The sequence below is a fragment of the Methylopila turkensis genome, from assembly GCF_027922325.1.
Lineage (GTDB): Bacteria > Pseudomonadota > Alphaproteobacteria > Rhizobiales > Methylopilaceae > Methylopila > Methylopila turkensis.
In genome coordinates this window covers 693,326-713,539 of record NZ_BSFL01000001.1, presented here as the reverse complement: position 1 = coordinate 713,539, position 20,214 = coordinate 693,326, and the positions used below count along the sequence as shown (strand labels likewise).

Genomic DNA, 20,214 nt, shown 5'->3' with positions numbered 1-20,214 from the left:
CCATGGGCGAAGACGCCAGAGCGCCGAGCGCGAGATCCCCGGACGCGGCCGACGCCGAGGTGTTCGCCGCGGTGATCACCCCGCACCGGTCGCTCGGATCGCGCGGCGCGGCGATCCTGATCGGCGGCTTCGCCATCCTCTCGGCGATCGTCAGCGTGCCGTTCTTCCTCGTCGGCGCCTGGCCGGTGGTTGGCTTCTTCGGGCTCGACGCGCTGCTGCTTTGGCTCGCGCTCCGGGCGAGCTTCGCGCAGGCGCGCGCCTGCGAGCGCGTCGTCCTCACCTATGTTGAGCTGGTCGTGCGCAGGATCAGCCCGCGCGGCGTGGAGAGCGTGTGGCGGTTCAACCCGCTGTGGGTGCGGCTCGAGACCGAGACCGATGAGGATTTCGGCATGACCCGCGTCGCGATCTGGGAACGGCAGGCGTCGCTCGACGTCGCACGCGCGCTGTCGCCGGGCGAACGCGCCGAGTTCGCCGACGCGTTCGGAGCCGCGCTCGCCAAGGCCCGGCGCGGCGCGCTCTCGCCCGCCGAACGGTGACCGCGGCCGTCGGTTTCGGGTGTCCGCCAGGCCGCCTGGCCGCCATGGTGGCGAGGAACCGCATCTTCACCGGAGGCCGGACATGTTGGACGCCCCCTCACCGGCCCTCGGCGACGCTTCCATGGCTCTGACGCCCGAACCCTCCGCGGCGGCCGCGGACTACGACGTGGTCCGGCGCGCGCTCGAACATCTGACGACCCGCTTCCGCTCGCAGCCGACGGTGGAGCAGGTCGCGGACGTCGTCGGGCTGTCGCCCTCGCATCTGCATCACGTGTTCCGCCGCTGGTGCGGGCTGTCGCCGAAAGCCTTCCTGCAGGCGGTGACGCTCGACCGGGCCCGCGATCTGCTACGCCGCGACGACGTCAACCTGCTCGACGCCTCCTACGAACTCGGCCTTTCAGGGCCGGGGCGGCTGCACGATCTGTTCGTCACCCACGAGGCGATGTCGCCGGGCGACTTCAAGACCGGCGGTGCCGGGCTCGTCATCCGCTGGGGCGTCGCGCCGTCGCCGTTCGGCGTGGCGGTGCTGACCGCGACCGACCGCGGGCTGTGCGGCATAGGCTTCGCCGACCAGGCGGGCGGGGTGCAGGAAGCCTATCGCGATCTGGCGCGGCGCTGGCCGGCGGCGGGCTTCGCGCGCGACGACGCCGCGATCGGACCTTATGCGGCGCAGGCGTTCGATCCCGCCTGCTGGAGCCCGGATCGGCCGCTGCGCGTGGTTTTGATCGGCACAGACTTCGAGGTGACCGTGTGGCGGACGCTGCTCGGCGTTCCGCTCGGCCGCGCCACCACCTATGGCGACATCGCGCAGACCATCGGCCGCCCGAAGGCCGCGCGCGCGGTGGGAGCGGCGGTGGGGAAGAACCCGATCTCCTTCGTGGTGCCCTGTCACCGGGTGATCGGCCGCGACGGCGCGCTGACCGGCTACCACTGGGGCCTGACCCGCAAGCGCGCGATGCTGGGCTGGGAGACCGCGAAGCGGCGCGGCGACCGTCCGGCGGAGGACGGCGCCGTCGCCTGAGCCTCACCAGATGCGCGTCACCAGATAGCCGGAGCGGCGGATCATCTCGACCAGGCCGCTCGGCCCCGGCAGGTGCAGGGCGCCGACCGCAAGGAAGGCTTCGCCGCGCGACAGAATGGGCAGCGCGCGATCCAGCATCGAGGCGTTGCGGCGGGTGATGAACGCCGACAGAAAATCGGCGTAGCCGTCGACGTCGAACACGCCGGCCCAGGTCGGGCCTCGCATCGCGAGCAGGTAGCCGATCCGCCGCGTCCGGTAGAGCCCGGTGATCGTGCTCTCGACGTCCTCGGGCTTCATGCCGCGCTCGGCCGCGTCCTTGAGCATGCGCACGGCGACGCCGTCCGGCACCGAGGCCAGAGCCTCGACCTGCTCGAGCGGGGTTTCGAGCGCGACCACGTCCGATCCCTGTTCGTGGGCGAGACGCTCGATGCGTCCATCCGCGGTTTCCGTATCCGTGCTCTTGGGCGTCGCGGCGCAGGTCGAGCGCGACAGGGCAAGCGCGAGATACCAAGGCTGCAGTTGGTCCGCGACGCCCGGCGGGATGCCGGCTTGCGCGATACGCCGCTCGACGTCGGGTCTCACATGCTCGGGGAGCAGCCGCAGCGCGCCGCCGGTGGGGCGGTAGGACCGGTTCGCGACCAGGCGGCGAAGCTCGCCGGCGACGCGACGAGTGCTCGCGCCCGGCAGTTCGATCGCGACCACATTGGAGCGTGCGAGCGCGCGTATGACCAGGTCGTCGAAATCCTTGGCCTCCGCGTCGGTCGAATGCATCGTGCCGAACAGGTAGGACGGTCGGCCGCCCGGCCGCTCGACGCGCCAGAGCAAGCCCTGTCCGTTCACGACGTTGCGGGCGGCGTCCTCGAACGCCGCGAAGCCGGCCGGATCGCTCGCCTGCAGCGCCTTGACCAGGTCGACGCCCGCGCAGGGCTCGAGCTGGCCGCCCTGTGCGCGGATTTCAGCGGCCGCATGGACCGCATTGGCGTCATCGGAGGGAGAGGGCGTGGGGATCGCCGGCGCGTTCTCGGCGGCGGACGCGGGCGACAGCGTGGTCGTGACAAGGCCGAACGCGACCAGCGCCGCGCGAAACCCACGCTGCGCCCGACCGCTGTGCCGCATCGACCATGTCGCCATGACCCGAAATGATGGCGCGCTTTGGCGGCGCGGCCAATCATTTCTTCATGACTGGACGCGTCCGCGCCGACTTCCAGAGAGCCGGCTTGTCAGCCGGCGAGATCCTTGATCGCGGCGATCGTCGAGTCCGGGTTGACGTCGTAGATGATGGGCGCCCCGGTGAACAGCTCGCGACGGAGCAGCGCCTCGGGCGTCAGACGCTCCAGCACCATGATCAGCGCGCGCAGCGAATTGCCGTGGGCGGTCACGAGCGTCTGCTCCCCGTTCAGCACGCGCGGCAGGATTTCGCGCACGAAGTACGGCAGCGCGCGGGCGACGGTGTCGCGCAGCGACTCGCCGCCGGGCGGCGGCACCTCGTAGGACCGGCGCCACATCAGCACCTTCTGCTCGCCCCAGGTCTTGCGGGCGTCGTCCTTGTTCAGGCCGGTGAGCTCGCCGTAGTCGCGCTCGTTCAGCGCCGCGTCCTCGATGACGGGCACGCGCTGGCCGAGCTCGGCCAGGATCAGGTCGTTGGTGCGCTGGGCGCGCTGCAGCTTGGAGGTGAAGGCGACGTCGAACTTTATGTCCTGCGCCTTGAGGCGCGCCCCGGCCGCCTTGGCCTCTTCGACGCCCTTTTCCGTCAGTCCGGGATCCTTCCAACCTGTGAAGAGGTTCTTGAGGTTCCACTCGCTCTGGCCATGGCGGACGAGGACGAGGCGACGTTGCATGCGGCTGCTCCGGCGGAAGGGGCGGTCGGATCGGCGAGCTGTGGCGACGCCGCGCGATCCTTAGCCTAGCCGCACGGCCTTTGCACGAAGCTTTGCGTGGCGTTCAGGCGGGCTGAAGGCCCAGCACGTCGGCCATGCCGTAATGGCCGGGCTTGCGCCGGAAACCCCAGAGGGCGGCCTTCACGGCGCCGCGGGCGAAGATCATGCGGTCCTCGGCCCGGTGCCCCAGTTCGACGCGCTCGCCGGGCCCCGCGAGGATCACCGAATGGTCGCCGACGACGGTGCCGCCGCGCAGCGTGGCGAAGCCGATCGTCCCTTCGACGCGGGCGCCGGTGTGGCCGTCCCGGACGCGAACCGCGCTTTCGGCGAGGGCGATCTCGCGGCCTTCCGCGGCGGCCTGGCCGAGCAGCAGAGCGGTGCCGGACGGCGCGTCGACCTTCAGCCGGTGGTGCATCTCGACGATCTCGACGTCCCAGTCGGGCCCCAGCGCGCGCGCCGCCTGGCGCACCAGCGCCGCAAGCAGGTTGACGCCTAGGCTCATGTTGCCCGAACGCACGATGACGCCGTGGCGGGCCGCGGCGTCGAGCCGCGCGATCTGCGCCGTCGAGAAGCCCGTCGTGCCGATGACGTGCACGATGCGCGCCTGCGCGGCGAGTTCGGACAGGGCGACGCTCGCCTCGGGCGCCGTGAAATCGAGGATGCCGTCCGCCGCCGCGACGAGCGGCAGCGCGTCGTCCGTCACGACGATGCCGAGCGGCCCTAAACCGGCGAGTTCGCCGGCGTCGCGACCGAGATGCTCGGAGCCCGGGCGCTCGAGCGCGCCGGCCAGCTCGACGCCCTCCGTCTCGCCGATCGCCCGCACCAGCGCGCGACCCATGCGGCCGGAGGTTCCTGCAACGATGAGGCGCATGGCGGGCGTCCTTATGCGGAAAACGTGATGCGGCGGTTGGGCTACGGGCGCTGCTATAGCAGGTCGGTAGCGCCCGTGCGAAACGGTGGCTCCCGCTTCGCGGACATTCCTTCAAACTATTCTAATTCCATGCTTATGACAGCTTGGGGAAGCCGATTGACCGCCGCCGGCGCCGGACGTACGACGCGCGTTGCGGCGGACGAAACGACATCGCCCCGGAGGGCGAGCGCCGCATATCGGGGAACGCCGTGATGACCGCTCGTCTGATCTCCCGCCTCGCCGCCGCCTGCGCGCTGTTCGGCGCCGCGACGCCCGCGCTCGCCGCCGAAGTGAACATTTACACCACGCGCGAGCCGGGGCTGATCCAGCCCATGCTCGACGCCTACACCAAAGCGACCGGGACCAAGGTCAACGCCATCTTCATCAAGGAGGGCCTTGCGGAGCGCGTGGCCGCCGAGGGCGCCGCATCGCCCGCCGACATCCTGATGGTCGTCGACTACGGCAACCTCATCGACCTCGTCGACAAGGGGCTCGCTCAGCCGATCAAGTCCGCGGCGCTCGACGCCGCGATCCCGCCGGCGTTCCGCGATCCCGAGGGCCGCTGGTTCGCGACCAGCATGCGCGCCCGCGTCGTCTACGCCTCAAAGGACCGGCTGCCGGATCTGAAGGCGCTGACCTACGAGGAGCTCGCCGACCCGAAGTGGAAGGGCAAGGTCTGCATCCGCTCGGGCCAGCACCCTTACAACACGTCGCTGATCGCGGCCGTCATCGACAAGGACGGCAAGGACGGGGCCAAGGCTTGGCTCACCGGCCTCAAGGCCAATCTCGCCCGCAAGCCGAGCGGCGGCGACCGCGAGGGCGCCAAGGACATCCTCGCCGGAACCTGTGACCTCGCGATTGGCAACTCCTACTACGTCGGCCTGATGCGCTCCGGCAAAGGCGGCGCCGATCAGAAGACCTGGGCCGATTCGATCAACGTCATCCTGCCGACCTTCGCCAAGAGCGGCGGCACGCACGCCAACGTCTCCGGCGCGGTCGTCGCCAAGAACGCGCCGAACCGCGACGAGGCCGTGAAGCTGCTGGAATTCCTGGTGACGGACCAGGGCCAGAAGCTGTTCGCCGAGACGAACTATGAGTACCCGGTGAAGGCGGGCGCCAAGACCGACCCGATCGTCGAGGCGTTCGGGACGTTCGAGCCCGACGACCACCCGCTGGTCGAGATCGCCAAGAACCGAAAGGCCGCGGCCGCGCTGGTCGACGAAGTCGGCTTCAACGACTGATCCCGGAGCCGACGCGGCGATGACCGTCGCGACGCACGGCGGCGACGCCCGCGTCGCCGCCGCCCCGCGGGACGGGCGGCGCTGGCTCACGGCCAGCGCCGTCGTCGCCGCCCTGACGCTCGCGCCGGTGGCGGGCCTCGTCGGGCTCGCCCTGCGCGGCTCGGGCGATCTTTGGCCGCATCTGATCGCGACCGTTCTGCCGCGTGCGCTGATCGAATCCGCGACCCTGCTCGCCGGCGTCGGCGCCGTGGTCGCCGTGGTCGGAGTGGGCACCGCCTGGATCGTCTCGGCCTACCGTTTTCCCGGCCGCGCCATGTTCGACTGGGCGCTGCTGCTGCCGCTCGCGATCCCGACATACATCGCGGCTTTCGCCTATCTCGACATCCTGCACCCGATCGGCCCCGTGCAGACCGCGCTGCGGAGCGCGCTCGGGGTCCAGAACCCGCGCGACCTCTGGTTTCCGGAGATCCGCTCCATGGGCGGATGCGTCTTCCTGCTGGGATCGGTGCTCTACCCCTACGTCTACCTCACCGCCCGCTCCATGTTCTTGATGCAGTCGGCGACGGTGCTGGAGGTCGCGCGCACGCTCGGCGCCGGAGGCCTGCGGACGTTCTTCCTGGTCGCGCTGCCGCTCGCGCGGCCGGCGATCGCGGTCGGCGTCTCGCTGGCGCTGATGGAGGCGCTGAACGACATCGGCGCGGCCGAGTTCCTCGGCGTCCGCACCCTGACGGTGTCGATCTACACGACCTGGGTGAACCGATCGAGCGTCGAGGGCGCGGCGCAGATCGCGCTGGCGATGCTCGCGATCGTGGTGCTGCTGGTCGCGCTCGAACGCTGGGCGCGCCGCCGGCAGACGGTGTCCTCCGGCGCGCGCGGGGTCCGGGGCGCCGCGCGGCGCACGCCCGGCGCGCTAGGGCAGGCCGCCTGCGTGATCGGCTGCGCGCTGCCGATCCTCGCCGGCTTCGTCGCCCCCTTCGCCTATCTGCTGCGCGAGGCCTGGCGCCGGATCGCGGAGTTCGGCCTGCCGCCGCAAATCCTGCAGGAGACCCTGAACACCGTGCTGTTCGCGTCGGTCGCGACCGTGATCGCGGTGACGCTCGGCTTCGTCGTGGCCTACGCCGTGCGAATCGGGCGCGGCGGCCCGGCGCGCTTCACCCTGCGCGCCGCGAGCGTCGGCTACGCCATGCCGGGCACCGTGCTCGCGGTCGGCCTGCTGACGCCGCTCGCCGCCTTCGACAACATGATCGACGGCGCGGCCCGTGAGTTCTTCGGCCTCTCGACCGGGCTGCTGCTGTCCGGCTCGGGAGCCGCGCTGATCTACGCTTATGTGGTGCGGTTCCTCGCCATCCCCGCCGGGGGCGTCGAAGCGGGGCTCGCCAAGATCCCGACGACGCTCGACCACGCCGCGCGCAATCTCGGCGAGCGGCCGGGCGGCGTGGCGCGCCGCATCCACGTTCCGCTCGCAGGACCCGCCCTCGGCGCCGCCGCATTGCTGGTCTTCGTGGACTGCATGAAGGAGCTGTCGGCCACCCTTCTGCTGAGGCCGTTCAACTTCGAAACGCTCGCCACCCACGTCTACGCGGAAGCCTCGCGCGGCAGCTACGAAAGCGGCGCGGTGGCCGCGATCGCCATCGTTCTCACGGGCCTCGCCCCCGTCGTGCTGGTCGCCCGCGCCAGCGCGCGGCGATGGTCGTCGTCTCAAACGGATGACGACGCGCCGGTCGACGCGATCATCCGCCCCTGACGAATTATCACGCGGCGTTCTGTCGCTTCGCGATGTTCGACCCGCGACATTCCGCACTAGAATGATTATGACGTGTCGGCGAAAAGAGAGGCCGATGAAGTACGACGACGTCTTCCGCAACGCGGTCGAGCAGCTTCACCTCGAGAAGCGCTACCGCGTTTTCGCCGATCTCGAACGCCGCGCGGGGTCGTTCCCGCACGCGACGTGGCATGCGCCGGACGGCGCGCGCGACGTGGTCATGTGGTGCTCCAACGACTACCTCGGCATGGGCCAGCACCCGTCCGTCATCCGCGCGATGACGGAGACCGCCGAGCGCGTCGGCGCGGGGGCAGGCGGCACCCGCAACATCGCCGGCACCAACCATCCGCTGGTCCTGCTCGAGCGCGAGCTCGCGGATCTGCACGGCAAGGACGCGGCGCTGGTGTTCTCCTCCGGCTACGTCTCCAACGAGGCCGGCATCTCGACCATCGCCCGGCTGCTGCCGGACTGTCTCATCCTCTCCGACGAGCTGAACCACGCCTCGATGATCGCGGGCGTGCGCGGCTCGGGCTGCGAGAAGAAAATCTTCCGGCACAACGACGTCGCCGACCTCGAGCGCATGCTCAAGGAGGCCGACCCGGCGCGCCCGAAGCTGATCGCGTTCGAGAGCGTCTACTCGATGGACGGGGACGTGGCGCCGATCAAGGCGTTCTGCGACCTCGCCGAACGCTACGGCGCGATGACCTATCTGGACGAGGTCCATGCGGTGGGCATGTACGGCCCCCGCGGCGCCGGCATCGCCGAGCGCGAGGGTGTGATGCACCGCGTGGACGTGATCGAGGGCACGCTCGCCAAGGCCTTCGGCGTCATCGGCGGCTACATCGCCGGCACGCGTTCGCTGGTGGACGCCGTGCGCTCCTACGCGCCGGGCTTCATCTTCACGACCGCCATGCCGCCGGCGATCGCGGCCGCCGCCCGCGCCTCGGTCGCACATCTCAAGGCCTCGCAAGCCGAGCGCGAGCGCCATCAGGCGCAGGCGGCCCGGACCAAGGCCGCGCTCGCCGACCGCGGCCTGCCGGTGATGGATTCCGAGACCCACATCGTGCCGGTGTTCGTCGGCTGCCCGGAGATGGCGAAAGCCGCCTCCGACGCGCTGCTGGCCGACCACGGCATCTACATCCAGCCGATCAACTACCCGACCGTGCCCCGCGGCACGGAGCGGCTCCGGATCACGCCGACGCCGTTCCATGACGACGCGCTGATCGCGAAGCTCGCCCGCGCGCTCGACGCGGTGTGGGAGAAGCTCGACCTGCCGCGCCGCCAGATGGCGCAGGCGGCGGAGTAAGCTCCGCCGCCGGTCCGCGCCTTCAGACCGCGAGCGCCGGCGTCTCCCGACGCCGCGCCACGGCGATGAGCGCCACTCCCGTCAGCAGAGCCATCGCCGACAGGTACCAGCCGACGGCCGCGAGGCCGTAGGCCTTGGCGAGGTAGGTCGCGACATAGGGCGCGGGCGAGGCGCCGAGGATGCCGGCGAGATTGAAGGTCAGCGAGGCGCCGGTGTAGCGCACCGCGGTCGGGAACAGCTCCGCCAAGGCCGCGCTGAGCGGGCCGTAGGTGCAGCCCATCAGACCGAGGCCGAGCACCAGGAACAGCGCGACGCTGACCACGTCGCCGGCGCCGAACAGCGGCTCGAACAGGAAGCCGAACAGGAAGATGCCGACCGTCGCCCAGATCAGCGCCCGCTCGCGGCCGACGCGGTCGGCGATGCGGGCGGCGAACGGGATCGTCAGCCCGAACGCCACCATGCCCAGCATCTGCAGCGGCAGGAACTCGCCGCGGCTGTAGTTCAGCACGCCCGTGCCCCAGCTGAGCGCGAACACGGTCATCAGGTAGAACACCGTAAAGGTCGCGGTCGCGCCGAGCGTGCCGAGCACGAGCAGGCCGGCATGGTCCTTCAGCACCACCGCCATCGGCACCCGCACGCGCTCATGCCGCTCCAGCGCGGCGCGGAAGGCCGGCGTCTCGGTGATCTTGAGCCGCACATAGAGCCCGACGATCACGAGCAGCGCGCTCGCGACGAAGGGGATGCGCCAGCCCCAGGCGAAGAACTGCTCGTCGGTCAGCGTCCAGGACAGCACGAGGAAGCTGAGCGCGGAGCAGATGAAGCCGATCGGCGCGCCGAGCTGCGGGAACATGCCGTACCAGGCCTCCTTGCCCTTCGGCGCGTTCTCGGTCGCGAGCAGCACCGCGCCGCCCCATTCGCCGCCGAGGCCGAGGCCCTGCCCGAGCCGGAAGAAGGCGAGCAGCAGCGGCGCCGCAACGCCGATCTGCGCATAGGTCGGCAGCAGCCCGATCGCGACCGTCGAGAAGCCCATCAACATCAGGGCCGCGACGAGCGTCGCTTTGCGGCCGACGCGGTCGCCGAAATGCCCGAACACCGCCGCGCCGATCGGGCGCGCGAAGAAGGCGATCGCGAAGGTCGCGAACGACTGGAGCATCGCCGAGGACGGATCGCTCGACGGGAAGAACAGCTTCGGGAACACCAGCACGGCGGCGGTCGCGTAGATGTAGAAGTCGAAGAACTCGATGGTCGTGCCCACGAGGCTGGCGAACAGCACGCGAGCGGGAGAGTTCTTCGGGGCGTCGGCGGAGGTGGTCACGAGGCGGCGCTTTCGGCGGAGCTTGGCGGAAAGCGCATGGCCTTACCGTCGTTGGCGTTCCCGCACAATCGCGACAAGCGTCAGACGCGCGTCGTCGGGGCTGAATTCACCCCGTCCTTCGCTTCGCGGCGGTCTGGCGGTCGAGCGTGGTCAGCTTCGCGGGCCAAAGTCCCTGGCGGACGAGCTCGGCGATCACGTCCGCCATAAGCCGCGCCGTCAGGTCGGCGATGCGGAGGTTGAGCGTGCGCTTCGACACCACGACCGACAACCGCCACGACGGCGTCGGATCGACGATGCGCACGGTGTCGAGTTCGCCGCGCTCGATTTCGTCGGCGAAGGCGAAGCGCGGCATGACCCCGACGAAGCCGCCGGAGCGCACCATGCTGGCGATCGCAGGCAGGCTGTCGCAGTCGACCGCGCGCGGCGTCAGGTCGTTGCGCGCGGCGATCTGCTCGATCACGGTCCGCAGCACATTGGGCCGGCCGGGCAGCACCAGCGGCAGGTCGAACAGCCGGGCGAACGCGATCTCGCCGCGGGCGGCCAGCGCATGCCCCGTGGGCACGAACAGGAACAGCTCCTCGACCATCATCTCCGTCCAAGCGACGTTCTCGAACGCCTTGTGGTCGTAAAGCAGCGCGACGTCGAGGCGGCCGGCCTGGATGAGCTCGTCGAGATAGCCGCTCATCGCCTCGACCACATGCAGCCGGACGTTCGGCAGGCGCTTCGCGAAGGCCTGGTAGAGATGGGGCGCCAGCCCGCGGGCGGCGGAGGTGGGCAGGCCAACCGAGACGCGGCCGGCGGGGCTTTCCGCGAGCGAGCGCAGGTCGGCCTTCGCGCCGTCGGCCTCTTCGAGAATGCGACGCGCTCGCTCGCAGAACCGCTGGCCGAGCTCGGTCGTCGTCACTCCGCGCGCGTGCCGGATCAGGAGCTCAACGCCGAGCTCCTCCTCCAGATTGCGGATCTGCTGGCTGAGCGAGGGCTGGGCGACGCGCAACACCTCCGCCGCGCGGGAGAAGTTTCCGCTCTCGGCGATCTGCACGAAGTAGCGGAGCTGGCGCAAATCCATGGGAGACGATCCTCGCGATTGAGGTCAGAAGCCTGCATGACGGCGGTTTCTGAGGCCTGCCTAGAATTATATCATATGCATAGATTATGGCTCGCACTGTTGAAAAAATTATTTCAAAACAATGCGATATACGATTAGATGTGGCTTTATTGTCTGCGCAAACTTTAAGTCATAGGCGGAGCCGATAGCTGTCATCGGAAAACCGTCTTTGATCGTGAGGCGCGTCTCCGTCAGCCTCAGATACGGCGCGAAGATATGCGCATCCATTAAGCCGCAGCGCGGTATGATCTCGGAGAGAGAAACCATGACGTCGTCCAGATTATCGCATGCGTTTCGCTGGCTGGCGTTTGTGGGGATCGCGCTCTCTCCAACGGCTGCGCTGGCGCAGAAGGCGGCTTGTATTGGAAACTCGGTCGCGACGACTGGGCCTGCGGCCTTCGGCGGGGCGGCCATCAAGATGGGCGCCGAGATCGCGATCGAGGAGATCAACGCCAAGGGCGGCGTGCTGGGCGAGCCGCTGAAGCTGATCCAGTACGACGACACCGGCGCGCCGCCGCGCGGCGTCGACAACACCCGCCGCATCGCGTTCGCCGACAAATGCGTCGCGATCCTCGGCGGCTACCACTCCACCGTGTCGGTGGCGCAGGCCGAGCCCGTGAACGCGATCGGCATTCCCTTCGTCGGCGTGCTTGCGGCCAACACCAAGGCGATCGAGAACGGCCGGTCGCCAAACTATATGTTCCGCGTCTCCGCCAAGGACAAATGGGTCGCCCGCTTCCTTGTCGAGAAGGCGATGGCGCAGTCCAAGACCGGCAAGGTCGCGTTCTTCTACGAGAACACCGGCTGGGGCAACGGCGCGCTGCCGGACGTGCAGGCGGCGATGAAGGCCGCCGGCAAGGAGCTCGTCGCGACCGAGACCTTCAACTGGAATGATCAGGACATGACGCCCCAGGCGATCCGCGCGCGCGACGCCGGGGCCGACGTGGTGCTGTTCTGGGCGCTCGACCGCGAGGGCAACCAGATCCTGCGCTCGATGGACAAGGTCGGCTACAAGCCGACGATCATCGGCGCCTGGGGCATCGCCGGCAATCTCGGCGAACTCGCAGGCCCGCTCGCCAACGGCGTCCAGGTCGTCCAGACCTACACCTTCATGGGCGAGATGGACCCGAAGAAGAAGGCGCTCTGGGACAAGATCTCCGCGAAGTACGGTCTCAAGAATCCGCAGGACATCAAGATGAGCTCGGGCGTGGGCAACGCCTACGACGCCGTCTACATCATCGCGCAGGCGATCGAGAAGGCGGGCGCCTACGACTGGGCCAAGGTGCGCGAGGCGCTCTACCAGGTGAAGCTCGAAGGCCTCGTGGCGAACTACGATCCCGCCTTCGACGCCTCCGACCCGGAGCGTCAGGACGCCATCCTGCCCAAGTACTACAAGCTCACCGCCTGGCAGGATGGCAAGCTGCTGCCGATCGAGCAGACGCCCTACGGCAAGACCAACTGACCCCGGACGGCGGCCCGCCTGTCCGCGCGGCCGCCGTTCTCGAACCCTTCGGACCGTCGTCCCAACCTTCGGCCCGAACGGGCGCGGGCGGCTCCCACCCCGGAGCCGTCCGCGACGTCTGACGCAGAGCAGCCCAGCCCATGACCACAGTCCTGCAATACACGCTGTCCGGCCTCGCCATCGGCGGCGTCTACGCGCTCGTCGCGCTCGGTTTCCACATCATGTGGTCGACCGCCAAGGCGGTGAACTTCGCCCATGGCGATACGCTGATGATCGGCGCGGTCCTCGCCGTGCTCGGCGTCGACGCCGGAATGCCGGTCTGGCTCGCCTGCTCGCTGTCGATCCTCGCCGGCGCGGTGTTCGGCGTCGCGCTCGAACGGATCGCCGTGCGGCCGTTCACGGCGGAGGCCAACTCGATCGGCTGGATGCTTGCGACGATCGCGATCGGCATCATGGCGGAGAGCCTCGCCACCATGCAGTTCGGCGGCTTCTCCCGGGCGCTGCCTTCGCCGGGCGTCGATCGGCCGATCAGCGTTTTCGGCGCGGGCGTCTATCCGCAGGAGCTGCTGATCCCTGCTGTCGCGGTGCTGCTCACGCTCGGCCTCGGCCTCGCCCAGAAGCGCACGCTGGTCGGCCGCGCCATGCGGGCCGTCGCCCACGACAAGCGAGCGGCCGCGCTGATGGGGATCAACGTCAACCGCATCGTGGCGCTGTCCTTCGGCATCGCTGCGGTGCTCGGCGCCGGCGCCGGCGTCCTCGTCGCTCCCGTCATCCAGGCCTCCGCCACCATGGGCGTGCTGATCGGCCTCAAGGGCTTCGCGGTCGCGATCATCGGCGGCATCACGAGCGCGCCCGGCGTCCTCGTCGCCGGCCTCGCCTTCGGCGTGCTGGAGAAATTCGTCGAGGGCTACATCTCGACCGCCGCGCGCGAGATCGTCGCCTTCGGCGTGATGATCGCGGTGCTGCTCGCCTTTCCGCAGGGCCTGTTCGGCAAGCGCGAGACGGTGAAGGTATGAGCCGGCTGCACCTCCTCGGCTTCATCGCCCTCGCGGGTCTGCTCGTCGCCGTGCCGCTCACCGCGGAGAACGAGTACGAACTCCGCCTGTTCATGCTGTTCCTGATCTACGGTCTGATCGCGGTCGGCCTGAACGTGCTGGTCGGCCTCACCGGCCTCGTCTCGCTCGGCCAGGCCGGCCTGTTCGCGCTCGGCTCCTATACGGGCGCGATTCTCGCGGTCCGTCTCGGCGCGGACCTGATAACGGCCTCGATCGGCGCCGCGGTGGTGGCCGGCGTCGCCGGCGTCGCGCTCGCCTATCCGACGGTCCGGGTGCGCGGCGTCTATCTCGCGGTCGTCACCATCGCCTTCGGCATCATCGTCGAGAACGTCGCGATCGAGTGGTCGTCGCTCACCGGCGGCACGACCGGCCTCAGCGGCGTGCCCATGCCGAACGTGCTCGGCTACGAGCTCTCCGGCTATGGCTTCTACGGCGTGCTTGCGGTGACGCTGCTGCTCGCCACGCTCGCCGCGCACAACCTCAAGGTCTCCGCCTACGGCCGCGCCATGCTCGCCGTCTCCCAGAGCGAGATCGCGGCGCGCTCGCTCGGGATCAACGCCACCGGGATGCGCATCCTCGCCTTCGTGGCGGCGGCGGTGACGGCGGGCGTCGCCGGGGTGTTCTACAGCTTCCTGAACCAGTACATCTCGCCGGACATCTTCACCTTCTCCGACAGCGTCCGCTTCCTACTGATGGTGATCCTCGGCGGCGCGGCGACCACCTTCGGCCCGGTGCTGGGCGCCTTCACGCTGACCTACCTGCCGGAGTACCTGCAGGAGTTCCAGCTCTGGCAGAAATTCGCCTACGGCGCGCTGCTGCTGATCGTGATGTTCGTGCTGCCGCGCGGCGTGCTCGGAACGGCCGGCTTCGTGCTGAAGCGGCTGAGGCCTCCGGCGCGCGGACTTTCCGAGGCGGAGATCGCGTCGGCCCAGGCGGACCTCGCGCCCGCCGCCCGCGGGGCCACCGCCGAGCTCGTCACGGACGGGCTGACGGTCCGGTTCGGCGGGCTTACGGCGCTCTCGGCCGCGAATGTCCGAGTGAAAGGCGGCGAGGTGCATGCGCTGATCGGGCCGAACGGCGCCGGCAAGTCCACCTTCGTCAACGCGATCTCGGGCGTCTACCGGCCGACGTCTGGCTCGTTCGGGATCGACGGCGAGGACCTCACGGGCAAGCGCCAGCACGAGATCGCGAAGCTCGGCCTCGCCCGCACCTTCCAGAACACCGAACTGTTCGGCGACCTCACCGTGATCGAGAACGTCATGGTCGGCGGCCAGATCGGGCTCAGCTACGGGCTCGCCGACGCCCTGCTGCGCACCCCGCGGCAGCGCCGCGAGGAGCGGGCCCTGCGCGCGGCGGCGGTCGGCCTGCTCGCCTTCGTCGGCCTGACGGAGCACGCCAACGAGGCCGCCCGCTACCTGCCGTTCGGCCTGCAGCGCCGGCTCGAGATCGCCCGCGCGCTGGCCGCCCGGCCGCGCCTGCTGCTGCTGGACGAGCCGGCCGCCGGCCTGACCACCCAAGAGATCGACGACCTTGCGGCGATGATCCGGAAGATCGCGGCCTCGGGCGTCTCGGTTCTGCTGATCGAGCACCATGTCGACCTGATCATGGCGGTCGCCGACACGGTGACGGTGCTGGATTACGGCCAGGTGATCGCGAGCGACCGCCCCGGCGTCGTCCAGAACGATCCCCGCGTGATCGAGGCTTACTTCGGCACGCCCGTCGCCCACGGCGAGTTCGCGGAGGCCGCGTCGTGAGCGCCCCCGCGACGCCGAACGAGACCCTGCTCGAGATCCGGAATCTCGAGATCCGCTATGGCGCGGCGGTCGCCGTGCGCGACGTGTCCATGACCGTGAAGCGCGGCCAGCTCGTGGCGGTCATCGGCGCGAACGGCGCCGGTAAGTCGTCGCTGGTGCGCGGCGCGACCGGCCTCGTGCGGCCGAGCCGGGGCGAGGTGCGGTTCCGGGGCGAGGACACCACGCGCCTGACCGCCGACGCCAAGGTCCGCCGCGGCCTCGTCATGGCGCCAGAGGGGCGGCTACTGTTCCCCGACCAGACGGTCGACGACAACCTGACGCTCGGCGCCTATGTCCATGGCGGGCTCAAGGGCGAGCGCGCGCGCCAGACCCGCGAGCGGGTGCTGGAGATGTTCCCGCGGCTTCGCGAGCGCCTCGGCCAGCTCGCCGGCTCCATGTCGGGCGGCGAGCAGCAGATGCTCGCGATCGCCCGCGGCCTGATGGCGGAGCCCGAGCTGTTCGTGATCGACGAGCTGTCGCTCGGCCTCGCGCCGAAGATCGTCGACCAGCTCATCGGCGTGCTGCGCGATCTGAACCGCCAAGGGCTCACCATCCTGCTGGTCGAGCAGCTCGCCGCCCACGCGCTCGCCATCGCCGACCACACCTACGTCATCTCCAACGGAATCGTCGCGAAGGAGGGCCCCTCCCGGGAGCTCGCCCGCGACCCGGAGGTGATGGCCGCCTTCCTCGGCAAGGCGCACTAGCCCGCGCCGTCGCGATCGAACAACACCCCAAGGAGCGTATCCATGTCCCGCGTCGTCGATCTCAGCCTGACCGTCGAAGACAACATGCCGGCCCACAAGCTGTTCCAGCGGCCGGTCATCACCACCCATCTCAGCCACGAGCGTTCGAAGTCCTTCAACCTCGGCGTGCCCGGCGACGCGATGACCTTCCAGACGAACTTCATCGCCATGCTCGACCACGTCGGCACCCATGTGGACGCGTTCAAGCACGTGAACCCCGACGGCAAGCCGATCGACGAGATGCCGCTTGAGATGTTCATGGGCAAGGCGCTCTGCTTCGACCTGCGCCACATCCCCGACCTCGGCGACATCACCGTCGCCGACATGGAGGCGGCCGAGGAGAAGGCCGGCGTCAAGGTCGACGGCCACATAGTGCTGCTCTGCACCGGCTTCCACGCCCGCAACTATCCGAGCCTCGACTCGGTCTGGAAGAACCCGCTGCTCACCGTCGAAGCCACGAAGTGGCTCTATGACCGCGGCTCCAAGATGCACGGCGTCGAAGGACCCTCGACCGACAAGCCGACCGACGACATCTTCGCCCAGCACCGACTCTGCCGCGATCTCGGCGTCAGCCACTGGGAGTGGCTCGTCAACCTCCAGGAGCTGGTCGGCGCCGGCGAATTCCAGTTCTTCGGCGCGCCGATCAAGTTCAAGGGCGGCTCTGGCTCGCCGGTCCGCGCCTTCGCCATCGTGAACTGACGCCCCTGCGCGCCGGCTTCGCCGGCCGCCTGCCGGGCGTCCGCGGCTTGCTTCGGCGGGGGCGCCGCCGTCAAGCCGTGGACGCCCGGCGTTAGGGGACGCCGTCCGAGGCGGCCCCACCCGCCGACGACCTCCCGCTGGTTCATCCGGAGAGCCGCCCATGTCCGCCGACTTCGATTTCATGAGCGCGACTGAACTCCGGCGGCTCGTGGCGACCAGAGCCGTCTCGCCGGTGGAGCTCACCCGGCGGTCGCTCGATCGCGCGGCGGCGACGCAAGGGACCCTCAACGCCTTCTTCCTGCTGATGGAGGACGAGGCGATGGCGGCCGCGCAGGGCGCCGAGGCCGCGGTGATGCGCGGCGACGAACTCGGCCCGCTGCACGGGCTGCCGTTCTCCGCCAAGGACCTGATGGCGGTGAAAGGGAAGCGTTACGCCTCAGGATCCCGCGCGACCGCCGACAACGTGGCGGAGGTCGACGCGCCCGCGGTCGAACGCGCGAAGGCCGCCGGCGCGATCCTGATCGGCAAGTCCACGACATCCGAATTCGGCTGCAAGCCGGTCGGCGACAGCCCGCTCACCGGGATCACCCGCCACCCGTGGGACCTGTCGAAGACGCCCGGCGGCTCAAGCGCCGGCGCCGCGGCCTCGGTCGCGGCCGGGATCACGCCGTTCGCGCTCGGCACCGACGGCGGCGGCTCGATCCGCATTCCCTGCAGCCTCACCGGGCTCGCCGGCATCAAGGGCCAGTTCGGCCGGGTCGCGGTGTGGCCGACCTCGGCGACGCCGACGCTCGCCCATGTCGGCCCGATGGCGCGCTCGATCGAGGACGCGGCGCTGCTGTTCTCGGCGGTCGCCGGCTACGACCCGCGCGATCCGTTCGCGGTCGCCGGGCCCGTCCCGGACGTGCTCGGCGCCGTCGGCCGGGGCGTCGAGGGGATGAGGATCGCGTGGAGCCCCACGCTGGGCTACGCCCGGCCGGACCCGGAGGTGGTCGCGATCGCGGTGGCGGCGGCGAAGCGGCTGGCCGAGGCCGGCGCCATCGTCGATGAGGTCGATCGGGTGTTCGACGCCGACCCCGAGGACCTGTGGATGGCCGAGTTCTACGCCGGCGTCGGCACGCGGCTCCGGAGCGTGGTCGAGACCAAGCGCGAGCTGCTCGATCCGGCCGTCGCCGTCGTGCTCGAGGCCGCGCTCGCGCAGGAGATGCGCGACTACTACGACAAGGTCTTCCGTCGCTATGCGCTGCGCGACCAGATGCGCCGCTTCTTCGAGCGCTACGACGTCCTGCTGTCGCCGACGCTGCCGAAGGCGAGCGTGCCGGCGGGCGTCGATGTTCCCGAGGGACTGACCGACCGCACGCTGGTGAGCTGGGTGTTCTACACCTACCCGTTCAATCTGACGGGCCAGCCGGCGGCTTCGGTCCGCGCCGGGCTTTGCCCGGACGGCATGCCGGTCGGCCTCCAGATCGTCGGCCGCGCGCTCGGCGAGGCGGACGTCGTCGCGGTCGCGGCCGAGGTCGAGCGTGGTCGGGCGGACGAGGTCGACCTCTTCAGGAGCCGCCTCGCCGCGGAGCTTCGCTAGGGCGCGTCGGCCAGGCCGAAGCCGATCACGGCGCCGCCCTGACGGAAGCCCCAGATCTGGCTGCCGCCGGCCGCCACGGCCACATATTGCCGTCCGTCGACGGCGTAGGTCATCGGCGGCGCGTTGACGCCTGCGCCGCAGTTGAAGCGCCAGAGCGGGTCGCCCGTCCGGGCGTCGAGCGCCACCAGATCGCCGCCGCCCTCGCCGGTGAACACGAGGCCGCCCGCGGTCGCGAGCACGCCGCCGACCAGCGGCTCGGGGGTCTTGCGGGTCCACAGGAGCTTGCCGCCGCGCGCGAGGTCGATCGCGCTCACCAGCCCATACATGCCCTCCTTCTCCGGCTCGATCGTAAAGTAGCGCAGCTCCGGCTTGTCGCCCTGCGCCGGCAGCGTCCGGACGCTGTAGCGGGCCGGCCAGTGCATCGCCGCGACATAGCCGACGCCGCGGGCCGGATCGACGGAGGCCGGCGACCAGTTGACCCCGCCGCCGACGCCCGGCGCGATCACCGCGCCCTCCGGCGTCGGAGCCTGGAACATGTTGGACTGCGGGATGTAAGGCTCGGACTTGAACAGAAGCCGGCCGGTCTCGCGGTCGTGGACGAAGTACCAGCCGAGCTTGCTCGCCTGGCCGACCGCCGCGACCCGACGCCCGTCGACCTCGACGGTGAACAGCGACGGCGGGCTCGCCACGTCGTAGCCCCAGAGGTCGTGCGGAACCTGCTGGTAGGCCCAGACCAGCCGGCCGGTCTTCGCGTCGAGCGCCACCAGCGACGAGGTGTGGAGGTTGTCGCCGGGCCGGCTTTCGCTCGCGGCCTGAGGGGAGGGGTTGCCGATGCCCAGGAACAGCAGGCCGCGCTCCGGGTCGTAGGCCGGGGCGTGCCAGATCGAGCCGCCGCCGTAGCGCCACGCGTCGCGATGGTCGGGCGCCGAGGCCTTCTCCGCCGCGACGTCGCGGGGAAGCCTTGCGCCGTAGGCGGTGGTCTCGACGAACGCGCCCTCCCAGTCCTTCACCGTGCTGTCGAACGACCAGACGCGCGCGCCGGTCGCGGCGTCGAAGGCGGCGAGGAAGCCCGGGCGGCCGTAGCGGCCGGCGACGCCGACCACGGCGCCGAGCGGCGCGCCGGGGCGGTCGCTGTCGAGATGGAGGCCGTAGCCGACGCCGGTGATGCCGACGACCACCTTGCCGTCATAGACCAGCGGCGCCGCGGAGGCGCCGACGCCGGTCGAGCCGGACACGGTCTTGGCGGCGTCTGCGGCGTTGAGCGCGAGCGCGTCCTCGGTCGGGGCCGGCGCGCCGGCGTCCTCCACCAGCGCGACGTCCCAGAGCGGCTTGCCGGACGCCTGGTCGAGCGCGACGAGGCGCGCGTCGACGGTCGCGACGAACACCTTGCCGTAGCCGAGCGCGACGCCGCGGTTGCCGGGGCCGCAGCAGAGCTTCTTCGCGCGGGCCTTGTGCTCGTAGCGCCAGCGCTCGCGCCCGGTCGCGGCGTCGATGGCGATGACATGGGAGAAGGGCGCGGACAGATACATCACGCCGTCCGCGACGAGCGGCGTCGTCTGGAAGGTGGCGGCGTAGCCGGTCTGGTAGATCCACTTCGGGACCAGCCGCTTCACCGTGCCGGCGTTCACCTCGGCGAGCGGGGAGAACCGCCGCGCGCCGTAGTCGCGGCCGTGGAGCAGCCAGTTCGCGGGGTCGCTGTCCGCTGCGCGCATCCGGGCGTCGTCGACCGGCTGCGCGCCCGCGGGCGCCGCGATCAGAATCGCGAGCGTCGCCGCGCCCAGCAAGCGAATGAACCACATCGTGCGAA

18 protein-coding genes are annotated in these 20,214 nt (G+C 70.3%); 11 read left to right on the top strand and 7 right to left on the bottom strand.

The genetic code is table 11. From position 1 onward, the window contains the following. Positions 1-2 precede the first annotated feature (2 nt). Together PKE78_RS03325 and PKE78_RS03320 are read left to right on the top strand one after the other, a co-directional pair. Positions 3-536 carry a DUF2244 domain-containing protein gene (locus PKE78_RS03325; RefSeq protein ID WP_271199417.1) on the top strand — a complete coding sequence of 178 codons (534 nt, stop codon included), beginning with the start codon at positions 3-5 and terminating at the stop codon, positions 534-536. A gap of 121 nt (positions 537-657) precedes the next feature. Further along, positions 658-1,557, top strand: coding sequence for a methylated-DNA--[protein]-cysteine S-methyltransferase (locus PKE78_RS03320; protein WP_271199416.1), 900 nt, complete (start codon positions 658-660; stop codon positions 1,555-1,557). Positions 1,558-1,560: 3 nt separating this feature from the next. On the opposite strand, the gene PKE78_RS03315 is transcribed toward PKE78_RS03320, so the two are convergent. The 3 genes from PKE78_RS03315 to dapB form a co-directional block, all read right to left on the bottom strand. Then, the gene (locus tag PKE78_RS03315) at positions 1,561-2,673 is read right to left on the bottom strand and encodes a TraB/GumN family protein (RefSeq protein WP_271199415.1); all 1,113 of its coding nucleotides are present in this window, start codon (positions 2,671-2,673) and stop codon (positions 1,561-1,563) included. A gap of 104 nt (positions 2,674-2,777) precedes the next feature. Continuing rightward, entirely contained in the window at positions 2,778-3,395 is a 618-nt protein-coding gene (locus tag PKE78_RS03310; RefSeq protein WP_271199414.1) for a 2,3-bisphosphoglycerate-dependent phosphoglycerate mutase, read from the bottom strand. 103 nt (positions 3,396-3,498) lie between these two features. Continuing rightward, the gene (gene dapB, locus PKE78_RS03305) at positions 3,499-4,305 is read right to left on the bottom strand and encodes a 4-hydroxy-tetrahydrodipicolinate reductase (protein ID WP_271199413.1); all 807 of its coding nucleotides are present in this window, start codon (positions 4,303-4,305) and stop codon (positions 3,499-3,501) included. A gap of 251 nt (positions 4,306-4,556) precedes the next feature. Here dapB and PKE78_RS03300 point away from each other — a divergent pair, with 251 nt between their 5' ends. From PKE78_RS03300 to hemA, 3 genes are all read left to right on the top strand, one after another. Then, positions 4,557-5,585, top strand: coding sequence for an extracellular solute-binding protein (locus PKE78_RS03300; RefSeq protein ID WP_271199412.1), 1,029 nt, complete (start codon positions 4,557-4,559; stop codon positions 5,583-5,585). Between the two features lie 19 nt (positions 5,586-5,604). Beyond that, entirely contained in the window at positions 5,605-7,329 is a 1,725-nt protein-coding gene (locus PKE78_RS03295) for an ABC transporter permease (RefSeq protein ID WP_271199411.1), read from the top strand. A 94-nt stretch (positions 7,330-7,423) separates the two neighbouring features. After that, on the top strand, positions 7,424-8,653 hold the full coding sequence (hemA, locus tag PKE78_RS03290) for a 5-aminolevulinate synthase (RefSeq protein WP_271199410.1): 1,230 nt from the start codon (positions 7,424-7,426) through the stop codon (positions 8,651-8,653). Positions 8,654-8,675: 22 nt separating this feature from the next. Here hemA and PKE78_RS03285 read toward each other — a convergent pair whose 3' ends face one another. The 3 genes from PKE78_RS03285 to PKE78_RS03275 form a co-directional block, all read right to left on the bottom strand. Then, positions 8,676-9,968 (bottom strand): MFS transporter, encoded by a 1,293-nt coding sequence (locus PKE78_RS03285; protein WP_271199409.1) that lies wholly within the window; start codon positions 9,966-9,968, stop codon positions 8,676-8,678. Between the two features lie 106 nt (positions 9,969-10,074). After that, a complete protein-coding gene (locus tag PKE78_RS03280; RefSeq protein WP_271199408.1) occupies positions 10,075-11,034 on the bottom strand; it encodes a LysR family transcriptional regulator in 960 nt (319 codons plus the stop codon). 108 nt (positions 11,035-11,142) lie between these two features. Then, entirely contained in the window at positions 11,143-11,487 is a 345-nt protein-coding gene (locus tag PKE78_RS03275; protein WP_271200091.1) for a hypothetical protein, read from the bottom strand. Here PKE78_RS03275 and PKE78_RS03270 point away from each other — a divergent pair. The 6 genes from PKE78_RS03270 to PKE78_RS03245 all read left to right on the top strand — a co-directional run bounded on the left by PKE78_RS03270 (position 11,390) and on the right by PKE78_RS03245 (position 18,407). Beyond that, on the top strand, positions 11,390-12,535 hold the full coding sequence (locus PKE78_RS03270) for an ABC transporter substrate-binding protein (protein WP_271200059.1): 1,146 nt from the start codon (positions 11,390-11,392) through the stop codon (positions 12,533-12,535). The two genes, PKE78_RS03275 and PKE78_RS03270, sit on opposite strands and share 98 nt — an antisense overlap. Before the next feature lie 140 nt (positions 12,536-12,675). After that, positions 12,676-13,551, top strand: coding sequence for a branched-chain amino acid ABC transporter permease (locus PKE78_RS03265; protein ID WP_271199407.1), 876 nt, complete (start codon positions 12,676-12,678; stop codon positions 13,549-13,551). After that, positions 13,548-15,344 carry a branched-chain amino acid ABC transporter ATP-binding protein/permease gene (locus tag PKE78_RS03260; protein WP_271199406.1) on the top strand — a complete coding sequence of 599 codons (1,797 nt, stop codon included), beginning with the start codon at positions 13,548-13,550 and terminating at the stop codon, positions 15,342-15,344. Before PKE78_RS03265 ends, PKE78_RS03260 begins: the two co-directional genes overlap by 4 nt. After that, the gene (locus PKE78_RS03255) at positions 15,341-16,087 is read left to right on the top strand and encodes an ABC transporter ATP-binding protein (RefSeq protein WP_271199405.1); all 747 of its coding nucleotides are present in this window, start codon (positions 15,341-15,343) and stop codon (positions 16,085-16,087) included. The genes PKE78_RS03260 and PKE78_RS03255 overlap by 4 nt, the downstream gene beginning before the upstream one ends. A gap of 42 nt (positions 16,088-16,129) precedes the next feature. Next, positions 16,130-16,825, top strand: a complete 696-nt coding sequence (locus PKE78_RS03250) for a cyclase family protein (protein ID WP_271199404.1) — start codon at positions 16,130-16,132, stop codon at positions 16,823-16,825. A 160-nt stretch (positions 16,826-16,985) separates the two neighbouring features. Beyond that, entirely contained in the window at positions 16,986-18,407 is a 1,422-nt protein-coding gene (locus PKE78_RS03245) for an amidase family protein (RefSeq protein WP_271199403.1), read from the top strand. On the opposite strand, the gene PKE78_RS03240 is transcribed toward PKE78_RS03245, so the two are convergent. Then, positions 18,404-20,206, bottom strand: a complete 1,803-nt coding sequence (locus PKE78_RS03240) for a pyrroloquinoline quinone-dependent dehydrogenase (protein ID WP_271199402.1) — start codon at positions 20,204-20,206, stop codon at positions 18,404-18,406. The genes PKE78_RS03245 and PKE78_RS03240 overlap by 4 nt on opposite strands. Positions 20,207-20,214 lie beyond the last annotated feature (8 nt).